This window comes from Amycolatopsis sp. WAC 04169 (assembly GCF_003947535.1).
In the GTDB taxonomy this organism is placed as follows: Bacteria; Actinomycetota; Actinomycetes; order Mycobacteriales; family Pseudonocardiaceae; genus Amycolatopsis; species Amycolatopsis keratiniphila.
In genome coordinates, this window is the sequence record NZ_QHJI01000012.1 from 319,667 (window position 1) to 332,099 (window position 12,433).

General features: G+C 68.9%; 12 protein-coding genes. 10 read left to right on the forward strand and 2 right to left on the reverse strand.

The window, feature by feature from the left end:
* Positions 1 to 15 precede the first annotated feature (15 nt).
* The 4 genes from DMC61_RS33060 to DMC61_RS33075 all read left to right on the forward strand — a co-directional run bounded on the left by DMC61_RS33060 (position 16) and on the right by DMC61_RS33075 (position 4,457).
* Complete coding sequence (locus DMC61_RS33060; RefSeq protein WP_125694205.1) at positions 16 to 528, forward strand: hypothetical protein; 513 nt, start codon at positions 16 to 18, stop codon at positions 526 to 528.
* Positions 529 to 639: 111 nt separating this feature from the next.
* On the forward strand, positions 640 to 1,221 hold the full coding sequence (locus DMC61_RS33065) for a hypothetical protein (RefSeq protein WP_233595039.1): 582 nt from the start codon (positions 640 to 642) through the stop codon (positions 1,219 to 1,221).
* Positions 1,222 to 1,431: 210 nt separating this feature from the next.
* Positions 1,432 to 2,700 carry a YeeE/YedE family protein gene (locus DMC61_RS33070; protein ID WP_016337216.1) on the forward strand — a complete coding sequence of 423 codons (1,269 nt, stop codon included), beginning with the start codon at positions 1,432 to 1,434 and terminating at the stop codon, positions 2,698 to 2,700.
* A 224-nt stretch (positions 2,701 to 2,924) separates the two neighbouring features.
* The gene (locus tag DMC61_RS33075) at positions 2,925 to 4,457 is read left to right on the forward strand and encodes a DHA2 family efflux MFS transporter permease subunit (protein ID WP_125694207.1); all 1,533 of its coding nucleotides are present in this window, start codon (positions 2,925 to 2,927) and stop codon (positions 4,455 to 4,457) included.
* Between the two features lie 99 nt (positions 4,458 to 4,556).
* On the opposite strand, the gene DMC61_RS33080 is transcribed toward DMC61_RS33075, so the two are convergent.
* Positions 4,557 to 5,777, reverse strand: a complete 1,221-nt coding sequence (locus tag DMC61_RS33080; protein WP_125694208.1) for an acetyl-CoA C-acetyltransferase — start codon at positions 5,775 to 5,777, stop codon at positions 4,557 to 4,559.
* A gap of 179 nt (positions 5,778 to 5,956) precedes the next feature.
* On the opposite strand from DMC61_RS33080, the gene DMC61_RS33085 reads away from it, so the two are divergent.
* The 6 genes from DMC61_RS33085 to DMC61_RS33110 all read left to right on the forward strand — a co-directional run bounded on the left by DMC61_RS33085 (position 5,957) and on the right by DMC61_RS33110 (position 12,020).
* The gene (locus tag DMC61_RS33085) at positions 5,957 to 7,327 is read left to right on the forward strand and encodes a cystathionine beta-synthase (protein WP_125694210.1); all 1,371 of its coding nucleotides are present in this window, start codon (positions 5,957 to 5,959) and stop codon (positions 7,325 to 7,327) included.
* Between the two features lie 233 nt (positions 7,328 to 7,560).
* The gene (locus DMC61_RS33090; RefSeq protein ID WP_125694212.1) at positions 7,561 to 8,970 is read left to right on the forward strand and encodes a hypothetical protein; all 1,410 of its coding nucleotides are present in this window, start codon (positions 7,561 to 7,563) and stop codon (positions 8,968 to 8,970) included.
* A 154-nt stretch (positions 8,971 to 9,124) separates the two neighbouring features.
* Positions 9,125 to 9,685 (forward strand): hypothetical protein, encoded by a 561-nt coding sequence (locus tag DMC61_RS33095; RefSeq protein ID WP_125694214.1) that lies wholly within the window; start codon positions 9,125 to 9,127, stop codon positions 9,683 to 9,685.
* A gap of 36 nt (positions 9,686 to 9,721) precedes the next feature.
* The gene (locus tag DMC61_RS33100) at positions 9,722 to 10,192 is read left to right on the forward strand and encodes a hypothetical protein (RefSeq protein ID WP_125694216.1); all 471 of its coding nucleotides are present in this window, start codon (positions 9,722 to 9,724) and stop codon (positions 10,190 to 10,192) included.
* A 34-nt stretch (positions 10,193 to 10,226) separates the two neighbouring features.
* Positions 10,227 to 10,811 carry a hypothetical protein gene (locus tag DMC61_RS33105; RefSeq protein ID WP_125694218.1) on the forward strand — a complete coding sequence of 195 codons (585 nt, stop codon included), beginning with the start codon at positions 10,227 to 10,229 and terminating at the stop codon, positions 10,809 to 10,811.
* Positions 10,812 to 10,862: 51 nt separating this feature from the next.
* A complete protein-coding gene (locus DMC61_RS33110; protein ID WP_016337208.1) occupies positions 10,863 to 12,020 on the forward strand; it encodes a cystathionine gamma-synthase in 1,158 nt (385 codons plus the stop codon).
* A 131-nt stretch (positions 12,021 to 12,151) separates the two neighbouring features.
* Here the strand turns inward: DMC61_RS33110 and DMC61_RS33115 are convergent, their stop codons facing one another.
* Positions 12,152 to 12,430 carry a hypothetical protein gene (locus DMC61_RS33115; protein WP_016337207.1) on the reverse strand — a complete coding sequence of 93 codons (279 nt, stop codon included), beginning with the start codon at positions 12,428 to 12,430 and terminating at the stop codon, positions 12,152 to 12,154.
* Positions 12,431 to 12,433 lie beyond the last annotated feature (3 nt).

The following is a 12,433-nucleotide window of genomic DNA, read 5'->3' on the forward strand; positions in this document are numbered from 1 at the left end:
GAATACCCTGCTGGCATGACCGAACACAGGCGTTCCAAGTGGTTCTGGCTGGGCATCCTGCTGCCGGTCGCGATCGTGGTGCTCAGCGCGTCTTCGTGGATCGTCGGTTATCTCTCCAACACGGACGACGTCCGGGTGGGCGACTGCTACGCGGTCACTACCTTCGGCGACGTCGACGAGGACCCGGCCAAGGCGGACTGTGGCTCCGTCGAGGCCAACGCGAAGGCCGGGGCGAAGACCGACGCCGGCGGCGCGTGCCCGGCGGGCGAGTACGACCAGCTCACCGTCGACAAGACGTTCGCCTCGTATCGGCTCTGCATGATGATCAACGCGAAGCAGGGCGACTGCCTCGAGAACTTCCTCGCCGACAGCGTGGCCTATCAGAAGGTGCCCTGCTCGGACCCCGCCAAGGACGCCGAGGTCGTGAAGGTGGTCGACGGCGTGGCGACTTGTGACGACACCGAAGCGACCCACCTCAAGAGCTACTCGACGCCGCCGTCGACGGTCTGTGTGAAGAGCCCGAAATAGCGACATCGACCAGGGGCTTTCACTCTTTCGGGGGCCCGGGTTATGGCGTTTGTCACCGTGAGTGTTTGATACCGAGGTTCTCATTCCTCTTCACACCTGTGAGGTTTCTCGGTGACCACTTCCCAGCCGGCCCCTGGGGGCCAAATGCCGGTGGGGCAGCCCGACGTTTTCGGTCAGCCGTCTGCACCCAAGAAGTCCAAGCTCCGTTGGCTGAGATTCGCCATCCCCGTGCTCGTCGTCGTGATCGGCGGCGGCCTGTTCCTCTTCAACCACTTCACCGGGACGGGCAGCGCCCAGGCCGGTGACTGCCTGAGCGTGACCGAGTTCTCGCGAGCGGCCGACGACCCGAAGCAGATCGACTGCGGCGCGCCGGAGGCGAACGTCAAGGTCGCCGCCCGCGTGGGCGGCGGCGAATCCTGCCCGGAAGGCGGCTACGACAGCGTCTCGATGTCCGGCCGGATCTCGTACAAGCTGTGTCTCATGCCCAACGTCAAACAGGGCGATTGCCTCAAGGGCTACATCTCGCAGACCGCCGGCTACCAGAAGGTGTCCTGCACCGACCCCGCCAAGGACGCGGAACTGGTGAAGATCGCCAACGTTTCGGACGAGGCGACCTGCGAGGGCACCGAAGCCAAGCGAGTGGCGACGTACTCGACGCCGCCGACCACGTACTGCATCAAGACGGCGGAGTAGCACTAAGCGCGTGAAGGCCCCCTTCCCTCGGCTCAGTCGAGGGAAGGGGGCCTTCACGCGTGCCGGGGGAGCAAGGGACCTTTGCTACCACCCGCCATCCGGCCGCGTCGGCGCCGCCGTTCGTCGCACAGTGTGGGACGGGCTGCGATCGGGCGGTCACCGGTCCTAACGTTGCTCGTCCCCCACCCCGCCGATCGATCTGGAGTCCTGGTGGCGACGACGGAAACCCAAGCCGGTGAGAAGAAACTCCTCGACTTCCCGACCTCTTGCGCCGCCCCGGTCCCGCAACCGGAGGAGCCGGTCAAGGTCGTGCCGCTGGCGGTCGCGGGCGCCCTCGCGGTGGGGCTGACCTGGTACGTCTGGGCCGCGCACGGCGCGAAGTTCGGCGTGCTGCTCATCCTCGGCCTGCTACTCGGCCTCGCGCTCTTCCACTCCCGTTTCGGGTTCACCTCGGCCTGGCGCCAGCTGATCGCGGTCGGGAACGGCCAGGGGCTGCGGGCGCACACGCTGCTGCTCGGCACGGCCGCGACGTTGATCGCGCTGATCGTGGGCACCGGCTCCGGGCTGTTCGGCAGCACGCCGAAGCCGACCGCCGGCGGGCTGGGGCTCGCGCTGTTCGTCGGCGCGACGATCTTCGCGATCGGCATGCAGCTGGGCGGTGCGTGCGCGTCGGGAACGTTGTTCGCCGTCGGTTCCGGGCAGTCGACGATCGTGCTCACCCTCGGCGGGTTCATCACCGGATCGGTCCTCTACACGTGGGCGTATCCGCTGCTGTCGGGCTGGCCCGAGTTCAAGGGCGTCCTGCTCGCCGACCACGTCGGCTGGTTCGGTTCGTGGGCGATCACCGTCGCCGTCCTCGCCGCGATCGTGCTGGGGACCCGCTTCGTGCAGAAGCGCCGCAACCCGCCGCCGGTCGACGTCGTCCCGACCGCGCGCGGATTCGCGAGGATCTACCGCGGCTCCTGGCCGATCCTCGTCGGCGCCGTCGTCCTCGGCGTGCTGGCCGGAGCGGTCTTCCTGGTCTCCGGCGGGATCTGGGGGGTCACGAGCGCGTTCAGCCTGTGGGGCGCCAAGATCCTTCAGGTGTTCGGCCTGCACCCCGAGACCTGGGAGTTCTGGCGGATCAAGGCGAACGCGGCTTCGCTGGCCGGGCCGATCTGGACGGACAAGAACAGCCTCACCGACATCGGCATCATGATCGGCGCGGGGGTCGCGGCGGCGGCGGCGGGCGCGTGGAAGATCCACAGCTCGATCCCGTGGCGGACCGCCGTGGCCGCGGTGCTCGGCGGGATCCTGATGGGCGTCGGCGCGCGGATGGCGGGCGGTTGCAACATCGGCGCGTACCTCGGCGGTATCTCGGTCGGCAGTCTCCACGGCTGGCTGTGGGGTGTGTTCGCGCTCGGCGGCACCTGGATCGGGCTCAAGCTGCGGCCACTGTTCGGGCTCGGCAATCCGGCTCCCACCGACAGCGTCTGCTGATCACTCTTCGTCACATCCCGTATGCGGGCCTGCCCTTTCGGCCCGTATACGGGGAAAAAGTTGGCAGGTAAAACCCGTGTTCGGCTACCCTCGGCTACATACCTGAGCTTGCGCCCTCATGCACAAACTCGGTTGGGGAAGGCCCGGCGCGCGCCGGGCGTCAATTTCGTAGTCGCGACCACGGGGGTTGTCGCGTCCACTCAGTACCAGGGGACGGACCTTTCATGTCAACGCAAAGCCCGGCCGCACCGGGCGGCGACAAACTCGACGCCGGCGTGCTCAAGGTCGCCGGCGTCGTCATCCTCGGCGCGATCATGGCGATCCTCGACACGACGGTCGTCAACGTCGCGCTCCAGAAACTGACCATCGAGTTCCAGACCTCGTTCGACACCATCCAGTGGATCGCGACCGGCTACATGCTCGCCCTGGCGACGGTCATCCCGATCACCGGCTGGGCTTCGGACCGGTTCGGCACGAAGCGGCTCTACATGACCGCGATCGGGCTGTTCCTGATCGGCTCGATGCTCGCCGGTATGGCCTGGGACGTCGAATCGCTGATCATCTTCCGGGTCCTGCAGGGCTTCGGCGGCGGCATGCTGATGCCCGCCGGCATGACGATCCTGACCAGGGCGGCGGGCCCGCACCGGATCGGGCGCGTGATGGGCGTGCTCGGGGTGCCGATGCTGCTCGGCCCGATCGGCGGCCCGATCCTCGGCGGCTGGCTGGTCGACGCGGTGAGCTGGCGCTGGATCTTCTACATCAACCTGCCGATCGGCCTGATCACGATGGCGCTGGCCTGGCGTGTGCTGCCGAAGGACCGGCCGGAACCCAGTGAGCGGTTCGACTTCCTCGGCATGCTGATGGTGTCGCCGGGTCTGGCGGCGCTGATCTTCGGCGTTTCGAACATCCCGTCGGCGGGTGGCGTCGGCGCGGTCGACGTCTGGCTGCCCGCGCTGGCCGGGGTCGCGTTGCTGGTGGCGTTCGTGTTCCGGGCGAACCGGGTCACGAACCCGCTGCTCGACCTGAAGCTGTTCAAGAACGGGTCGTTCACCGTCGCGATGGTGACGATGACCTTCTTCTGCGTCGCGTTCTTCGGCGCGATGCTGCTCCTGCCGACGTATTTCGTGCTGGCGCGCGGCGAATCGGCGATGAACGCCGGCCTGCTGCTCGCCCCGCAGGGTGTCGGCGCGATGCTGACCATGCCGATCGCGGGCCGGTTCGCGGACAAGATCGGCGCGCGGAAGATCGTGCTGCCCGGTCTCGTGCTGATGCTCGCCGGGCTGATCGCCTTCACCCAGCTCTCCGCGACGACGCCGTACTGGCTGCTGCTCTCGGCGCTGTTCGTGATGGGGCTCGGCATGGGCGCGACGATGATGCCGATCACCTCGGCCGCGTTGCAGACGCTCAAGTCGGAGGACATGGCGAAGGCGTCGACGGCGACGAACATCCTGCAGCAGACCGCCGGGGCGATCGGTTCGGCGGTGCTGTCGATCATCCTGGCGGCGCTGCTCGCTGGGAAATTCGGCGTGCCCACCGCGCAGGGGCAGCTGGCCGCGACGGCCGCGGTGATGAACCCGGCGACGCGCGAAGCCGCTTCGGGGCTGACCGCGGACGCGTTCTCGACGACGTTCCTGTGGTCGATGATCCTGCTCGCGCTGTGCCTGATCCCGGCGGCCTTCCTGCCGAAGACCAAGCCCGCGCTGCCGGAGGGTGCGGAAGGTGAGGGCGCCGCGGCCCCGCCGATCCTGACCCACTAGGCGCCCAAGAGAGAGCAAGGGACCTTTGCTACCGGCTACTTAGCCACGCTAAGCGAGTGGTAGCAAAGGTCCCTTGCTCTCTTCGTGCAGGTCAGCGGGTCAGGAGAGGCGCTCCAGCACCATCGCCATGCCCTGGCCGCCACCGACGCACATCGTCTCGAGGCCGAACTGCTTGTCGTGGTGCCGCAGCGAGTTGATCAGCGTCGAGGTGATCCGCGCGCCGGTCATGCCGAACGGGTGGCCGACGGCGATCGCGCCGCCGTTGACGTTCAGCTTGTCGAGGTCGATCCCGAGGTCCTTGTACGACGGGATGACCTGCGCGGCGAACGCCTCGTTGATCTCGACGAGGTCGATGTCGCCGATGGACATCCCGGCGCGCGCGAGCGCCCGCTTCGACGCCTCGACCGGGCCGTAGCCCATGATCTCCGGCGACAGCCCCGAAACGCCGGTCGAGACGACGCGGGCGAGCGGCGTGAGGCCGAGTTCCTTCGCCTTGGTGTCGGACATGATGATCACCGCGGCCGCGCCGTCGTTGAGCGGGCAGCAGTTGCCCGCGGTGATCCGGCCGTCGGGGCGGAAGACCGGCTTGAGGCCGGAGACGCCTTCGAGGGTGACGCCGGCGCGCGGGCCGTCGTCCTTCGAGACCACGGTGCCGTCCGGCAGGGTGACCGGCGTGATGTCCTTGGCCCAGAAGCCGTCGGCGATGGCCTTCTCGGCGAGGTTCTGCGAGCGGACGCCGAACTCGTCCATCTCCTCACGCGAAACGTTCTTCAGCCGCGCCAGGTTTTCGGCGGTCTGGCCCATCGCGATGTAGACGTCCGGCAGGGCGCCGTTCTCGCGCGGGTCCGTCCAGCTGTCGGCGCCCTCGGCGGCCACCTGCGCGGTACGGGCCTCGGCGTCGGCGAACAGCGGGTTGTGCGTGTTCGGCCAGGAGTCCGAGCTGCCGTTGGCAAAGCGGGAAACCGTCTCGACACCGGCGGAGATGAACACGTCGCCTTCGCCCGCCTTGATCGCGTGCAGCGCCATGCGGGTGGTCTGGAGGCTCGACGAGCAGTACCGCGTGATCGTGCAGCCGGGCAGGTGGTCGTAGCCGAGTTCGACGGCGACGGCGCGGCCCATGTTGAAGCCCTGCTCGCCGCCGGGCAGACCACAGCCCAGCATGAGGTCTTCGATCTGCGTCGGGTCGAGTTCGGGGACCTTGTCGAGCGCGGCGCGGACCATCTGCACGGTGAGGTCGTCCGGGCGGATGCTCACCAGCGATCCCTTGCCGGCGCGGCCGATCGGGGATCGGGCGGTGGAGACGATGACGGCTTCGGGCATGGAACGACACTCCCTTGTTCTCGATCCAGACGCGCTAAGCGGTTGCTCACCCCGCATCCTCCACCGGAGGGAGGTGCGGGTCAAAGGCGAACGCGACCCACGCCACTCTCCGAACGTGCGGTTTTCACACCGCCTGGTTGAGTGGACACATCACGACCTGCGGCGTTTAGGCTGTGGGAGTGGAATACGTCGAGCACATCGTGGACCTCGTGGGCAACACCCCTCTGGTCAAGCTGAACGCACTGGCCGAGGGGCTGCAACCGCTCATCCTGGCCAAGGTCGAGTACGTCAACCCCGGCGGCAGCGTCAAGGACCGCATCGCGCTGCGGATGATCGAAGCCGCGGAGCGTTCCGGCGAGCTGAAGCCCGGCGGCACCATCGTCGAGCCGACGTCCGGCAACACCGGCGTCGGGCTGGCCATGGTGGCGCAGCGCAAGGGGTACAAGTGCGTGTTCGTCTGCCCGGACAAGGTCAGCGAGGACAAGCGCAACGTGCTCAAGGCCTACGGCGCCCGAGTCGTGGTCTGCCCGACCGCTGTCGCGCCGGAGCACCCGGACTCCTACTACAACGTCTCCGACCGTCTCGTCCGCGAGATCGAGGGCGCCTGGAAGCCGAACCAGTACGCCAACCCGGAGAACCCCGCCAGCCACTACCACTCGACCGGCCCGGAACTCTGGCGCCAGACCGAGGGCAAGATCACGCACTTCGTCGCGGGCGTCGGCACCGGCGGCACGATCTCGGGCACCGGCAAGTACCTCAAGGAGGTCAGCGACGGACGCGTCCAGGTCATCGGCGCCGACCCCGAAGGCTCGGTGTACTCCGGCGGGACCGGGCGGCCGTATCTGGTCGAGGGCGTCGGCGAGGACTTCTGGCCGGACACCTACGACCGCGACATCGCCGACCGGATCATCGCGGTGTCGGACGCGGATTCCTTCGACATCACCCGCCGTCTCGCCCTCGAAGAGGGGCTGCTCGTCGGTGGTTCGTGCGGGATGGCCGTCGCCGCCGCGCTCAAGCTCGCCGAGGGCCTCGGCCCGGACGACGTCGTCGTCGTGCTCCTGCCCGACGGCGGCCGCGGCTACCTCACCAAGGTGTTCAACGACAGCTGGATGTCGTCCTACGGCTTCCTGCCGCCGGACTCCAGCGGCGCGACCGTCGGCGACGTCCTGATGAAGAAGAGCGGCTCGTTGCCCAGCCTCGTGCACAGCCACCCGAACGAGACCGTCGCCGAAGCGGTGGCGATCCTTTCGGAATTCGGCGTCAGCCAGATGCCCGTGGTCAGCGCGGAGCCGCCGGTCATGGCGGCCGAGGTCGTGGGCGCGGTCAACGAACGCGACCTGCTCGAAGCGCTCTTCACCGGCAAAGCCCAGCTCGCCGACCGGCTCGAGCAGCACATGTCGCCCCCGCTGCCGACCATCGGCGCCGGTGAACAGGTCGGCGCGGCGATGAACGCGCTCTCCGGCGCAGACGGCGCGCTCGTGCTGGTCGACGGCAAACCGGCGGGTGTCGTCACCCGGCAAGACCTGCTCGCGTTTCTCGCGGGACGGTAAAGAAGCATTTCATCGGATGGTCGGGCCGGGGCGTTACGAGCGGCCTACCCGGCTATCCGATAGCGTGTCGGGTGAGTTGAACTTTTATGTCCTCGTCAAGGGGGTTCAAGACCCAAATGAGTGCTCCGCAGCCACCGAATCAGCCTTGGGGTGGCGCCCAGCCACCGCAGGGACCCCCGAGTGGCCCTCAGCCGCAGCAAGACAACCCGTTCGGTTCCCCGGAACCGACGCAGGTGGTGCAGCCCGGTCAGCCGGCCCAGCCCGATTACGGGCAGCCGCAGTACGGGCAGCAGCCTCCCCAAGAGCAGCAGTCCCAGGGCGGCGGGTTCGGCGACACGCCGGAGCCCACGCAGGTCGTGCAGCCGGTCCAGCCGGGTTCCGGTGACGCGAACGCGACCCAGGTCGTGCAGCCGGTGAGCGGCGGCGGGGAAAGCCCCACCGCCGAGTCCACCCAGCTCGTGCCGCCGGGTTCGCAGCCGCCCGCCATCCCGTACGCCCCGCCGCCGAGCGCGGCCGACAACCCGGCCGCCGGTGCCTACGGCGCCCAGGGTGGCGGCTTCGGTCAGCAGCAGGGCTTCGGCCAGCCGCAGCAGGGCGGGTTCGACCCGGCGCAGGGCCAGCAGCAGCCCGGTTTCGGCCAGCCGCAGCAGGGCTTCGGCGGGCCGCCGCAGGGTGGCTTCGGCCAGCAGCCCGGGTTCGGCGGGCCGCCGCCGGGTTACAGCGCCGCGGGAACCGGTGGCGGCGGGAACCAGATGTTCGGGTTCATCGCCGGCGGTGTCGTGGCGTTGCTCGGCCTGATCGCCTTGATCGTGTCGTTCGTCTACTTCGGTGACGCCAGCGACTACTCGAAGATCTTCGACGGCGCCCCGAACCAGGAACAGATCGACAAGTTCCTCGACGAGGCCGGGGTGGCCGGTCCGGGCGCCACGTGGTTCTACGTGATCATGCTTCTGGTCGGCTCGCTCGTCTCGATCGCCGGCGGTGTCGGGCTCGCCCTCGCGGGCAAGCTCCCCGGCACGGTGAAGAAGATCGCGCCGATCATCGTCGCCGCCGGTGGTGCGCTGCTGGTGCTGTTCGGTGTCCTCCTGCTCAGCGGTTCGACCCCGTCGTCGGACTTCCTGGAGAAACTGCCGCCTTCCGCAAGGGAAGGCGCCGGTATCGGCGGCGGCCTGCTGCACCTGATCCTCGGCATCGTGATCCTGATCGTCGGTGTGCTGGGCCTGATCCCGGCGACCGCGCAGTTCGTCGGTCTCGGTGGCGGCGGTTCGGTGCTGGGTGCCCCGCAGAGCGGTCAGCCCGGTGGTTTCGGCGGTCCGCCGCAGGGTGGCTTCGGTCAGCCGGGCCAGCCCGGACAGTTCGGCCAGCCGGGGCAGCCCGGTGGCTTCGGTCAGCCCGGTCAGCCCGGTCCGTCTTCGGGTGGTTTCCCGCAGCAGGGTCAGCCCGGCGGTTTCGGGCAGCAGCCGGGCCAGCAGGGGCCGCCCAGCGGCGGGTTCGCGCAGCCGGGCCAGCCGCCGCAGGGTGGTTTCGGCCAGGCTCCGCAGCAGCCCGGCGGTTTCGGGCAGCAGCCCGGTCAGCAGGGTCCGCCGAGCGGCGGTTTCGGCCAGCCGGGCCAGCAGCCCGGTCAGCCCCCGCAGCAGTGGTGATTCGCCGCCACTGAACGGTTTCGTTCGGAACACCCCCGGCCCGTGGCCGGGGGTGTTTCGTTTTCGCCGGGGTATGCCGATTCGCCTGCCACGGCCACTGCCCGCGGACTAGGGTGAGCGCCGTTAACCGCACACCTGGCCCGACGGGAGCGATGTGACCGGTCCGTACGGATATCCCGCCCAGCAACCCGGACCGCCAGGTTTCGGGTATCCCGCACCCCAGACAAGGCCGTCCGGGGCGACGGCGATCATCGCCGCGGTGCTCGGTCTCGTCGGGGCTCTCGCGTCCGGTTACATCCCGATCCGCTACTTCATCGAGCTCCCGTCGGGGTTCAGCCTCTCGAACCTGCCCGGCTTCGCGCTCGTCGAGCTGGTGCTCTACCTGGTCGCCGCGCTGTTCCTGCTGATGGGCGCGTTGACGACGTTCTTCCGCTCGCTGATCGGCGCCATCCTGCTGATCCTCGGCTCGCTGCTCGCCATCCTGGCCGTCGTGCTGGAGCCGATCGCGTTCCGCGTGCCGTACCGGATCCATCTCGACATCCTGCTCCGGTTCGCGACCTTCGACGGCGTCCTCCGGCTGGTCATGGTCGTGTTCGGCCTGCTGGGGCTGCTGCTGGCGGTGCTCCCGCCGACCTTCCGGTACCTGCGCTGGCGGCCTGCCCCGGTGCAGCCGTATCGGCCGCAGAATCAGTTTCCCCAGCAAGGCGGATGGTGAGATCCTGAGCCGTCCGGCTCGGCTTGGGGGAGTTCGATGAGTCAGAACCAGTCTTCGGGGACCGCGATCGGCGCGGCCGTCCTCGCCTTCCTGTGCGGCATGCGGTACCTGTCCGAGGCGGGCACCTTCGTCGGGCAACTCGCCTTTCTCGGACCGGCTCCCCAGTACTTCGTGGGAACGGGATGGAACGGGGTGCTCACGGCGACCCTGTTCGTGGGCGGCGTCCTGTTGCTGCTGCGCCGGACACTCGGCCGCACCCTCGTCGTCGCGGGGGCGGCGCTCGCACTGGTGGCCACGGTGCTCGCGAACGGCGCGGTCCGCGCCTACTTCTTCGCCGAAGTGGACGGGGAGCCGCTGGTGACGAGCGAGGTGGCCGCGTTCGCCTTGTTCGTGATGACCTTCGCCGCGCTGGTGCTGTCGGTGATCAGGCCGACCTCGGACTGGCTGGAGGGACGGCGGCGTGACGACGAGGAGCCGTCGAAGCAGGATCGGCTTCCCGGCTGGTAGCCGGGGATGGAACAAGGATTCGGCAAGGGGAGAAATGACCTACCAGCAATACCCGCCGCAGGGCGGCTACCCGGCCTACCCACCACCGGGAATGGCACGGCAGCCGAGCGGTGCGACCGCGATCATGGCCGGGATCTTCGCGATCCTCGGCGGGCTCTGGTTCCTCGCCGGGGTCGTGTCCCACGTCATCGAGCTCTCCCACTACGTCGATTCGTTCCTCGTGATCGGGGCGGTGCTGGACCTCGTCAGCGCGGCTCTGCTCCTGGGCGGCGGGATCCTGTTGCTCTTGCGCAAACGCGCCGGACGGCTGCTCACCGTGATCGGAGCCGCGGGCGCGATCGGTTTCGTGGCGCTGACCTTCCTGTTCCGGGCGATCGGCTCGAGCTTCTACTTCTCGTACGGCGGGGTGATGCTGCACTTCGGCTTCGGCTGGCTCCTTTTCGTGGTCCTGATCCCGGCGATCGTGACTCTCGTCCTGGCGCTGATCCCGCCGACGGGGCGCTGGCTGGCGGCCAAGAACGCGGCCGCGCAGCCGCCGAACTTCGGGTACCCGCAGCAGCCCGGGTATCCGACGGCTCCCGGTGCCCAGCAGCAGGGACAGCCACCCGCGCAGTGGTGAGTTCAATCCCAGACGATGGGATCTCGAGTGGGTGGCCGTACCCTTGGTGGTATGGCCGACGATTACTCTCTGCTGGGCTTCGAGACGCGCGCGATCCACGCCGGGCAGACCCCTGATCCCCGGACCGGCGCGGTCATCGTGCCGATCTACCAGACCTCGACTTACGCGCAGGACGGCGTCGGCGGCACGCGTGAAGGCGACTACGAGTACTCCCGCACCGCGAACCCCACGCGCACCGCGCTGGAGGTCGCGCTGGCGGCGCTCGAAGGCGCGCGGCACGGTCTGGCGTACGCGTCGGGGATGGCGGCCAGCGACGTCCTCCTGCGGGCGACCCTGCGGCCGGGAGACCACCTCGTGCTCGGCAACGACGCGTACGGCGGCACGTTCCGGCTGATCGACAAGGTGCTCAGTCTGTGGGGCGTCGAGCACACGGTCGCCGACCTGGGGAACATCGCCGAGGTCCGGGCGGCGATCCGGCCCGAGACGAAGCTGATCTGGTGCGAGTCGCCGACGAACCCGATGCTCGGGATCGCCGACATCGCCGCGCTGGCCGAGGTCGCGCACGGTGCCGGTGCCCGCCTGGTCGTCGACAACACCTTCGCCACGCCGTACCTGCAGAACCCGCTTTCGCTGGGTGCCGACGTCGTCCTGCACTCGACGACCAAGTACCTCGGCGGGCACTCCGACGTCGTCGGCGGTGCGATCCTGACGAACGAGGACGAACTGCGCGAGCAGCTGTTCTACCTGCGCAACGCGGCGGGCGCGGTGCCCGGCCCGTTCGACGCGTGGCTGACCCTGCGCGGGATCAAGACGCTCGCGCTGCGGATGGAGCGGCACAGCGACAATGCCGAACTGATCGCCCGGATGCTGCTGAAGCACCCGAAGGTCGAGCGCGTCTACTACCCGGGCCTGCCGGAGCACCCCGGCCACGAGGTCGCCTCGAAGCAGATGCGCCGCTTCGGCGGGATGATCTCGTTCACCCACGTCGACGGCGAGCAGGCCGCTCTCGAAGCAGCGTCGAAGACGAAGCTGTTCATCCTCGCCGAGTCGCTGGGCGGGATCGAGTCGCTCATCGAGCACCCGGGCCGGATGACCCACGCGAGCACCGCCGGGTCGACGCTGGAGGTGCCGGACAACCTGCTGCGCCTGTCCGTCGGCATCGAGGACGGCAGCGACCTGGTCGCCGATCTGGCCCAGGCTCTGGGCTGACCGCCGCCGAGCCCAGAGAGTGAGCAAGGGACCTTTGCTGTCGTTCGCGTAGCCATGCTAAGCAAATGACAGCAAAGGTCCCTTGCTCCTTTCGCGCTGGTCAGCGCGGTGTGGTGGGAGGAATCGCCCGGCTAAGGGCGGAAGTTGCTGGGCGTGACGCCGCTCTTCGCGTCCGCCTCGTGCGAAGTCCCCTGCGGCGCGGCGGGCAGCTCCGAGCCGTCGACGCAGCCGCCGACCAGCTCGATGTGGTTGTCGTGCCGGATGTACTGGCCAGGGTCCACGCAGCCGGCGCGGTCGACCGTGTAGACGGCGGCGCCGGTCAGCAGCGCGGCCGAAGTGAGTGCCAGCACGACCGGGAGCATCCCGGCGGAGCGGGTCGCCCGGACCCTGCCGATGTTCCCCCGTGCCATGTG

Bases quoted from the DNA above. Each gene is read 5' to 3' on its own strand.
- DMC61_RS33060 (WP_125694205.1), top strand. From the start codon at position 16: ATGACCGAACACAGGCGTTCCAAGTGGTTCTGGCTGGGCATCCTGCTG.
- DMC61_RS33075 (WP_125694207.1), top strand. From the start codon at position 2,925: ATGTCAACGCAAAGCCCGGCCGCACCGGGCGGCGACAAACTCGACGCC.
- DMC61_RS33080 (WP_125694208.1), bottom strand. From the start codon at position 5,777: ATGCCCGAAGCCGTCATCGTCTCCACCGCCCGATCCCCGATCGGCCGC.
- DMC61_RS33100 (WP_125694216.1), top strand. From the start codon at position 9,722: ATGAGTCAGAACCAGTCTTCGGGGACCGCGATCGGCGCGGCCGTCCTC.
- DMC61_RS33105 (WP_125694218.1), top strand. From the start codon at position 10,227: ATGACCTACCAGCAATACCCGCCGCAGGGCGGCTACCCGGCCTACCCA.
- DMC61_RS33110 (WP_016337208.1), top strand. From the start codon at position 10,863: ATGGCCGACGATTACTCTCTGCTGGGCTTCGAGACGCGCGCGATCCAC.
- DMC61_RS33115 (WP_016337207.1), bottom strand. From the start codon at position 12,430: ATGGCACGGGGGAACATCGGCAGGGTCCGGGCGACCCGCTCCGCCGGG.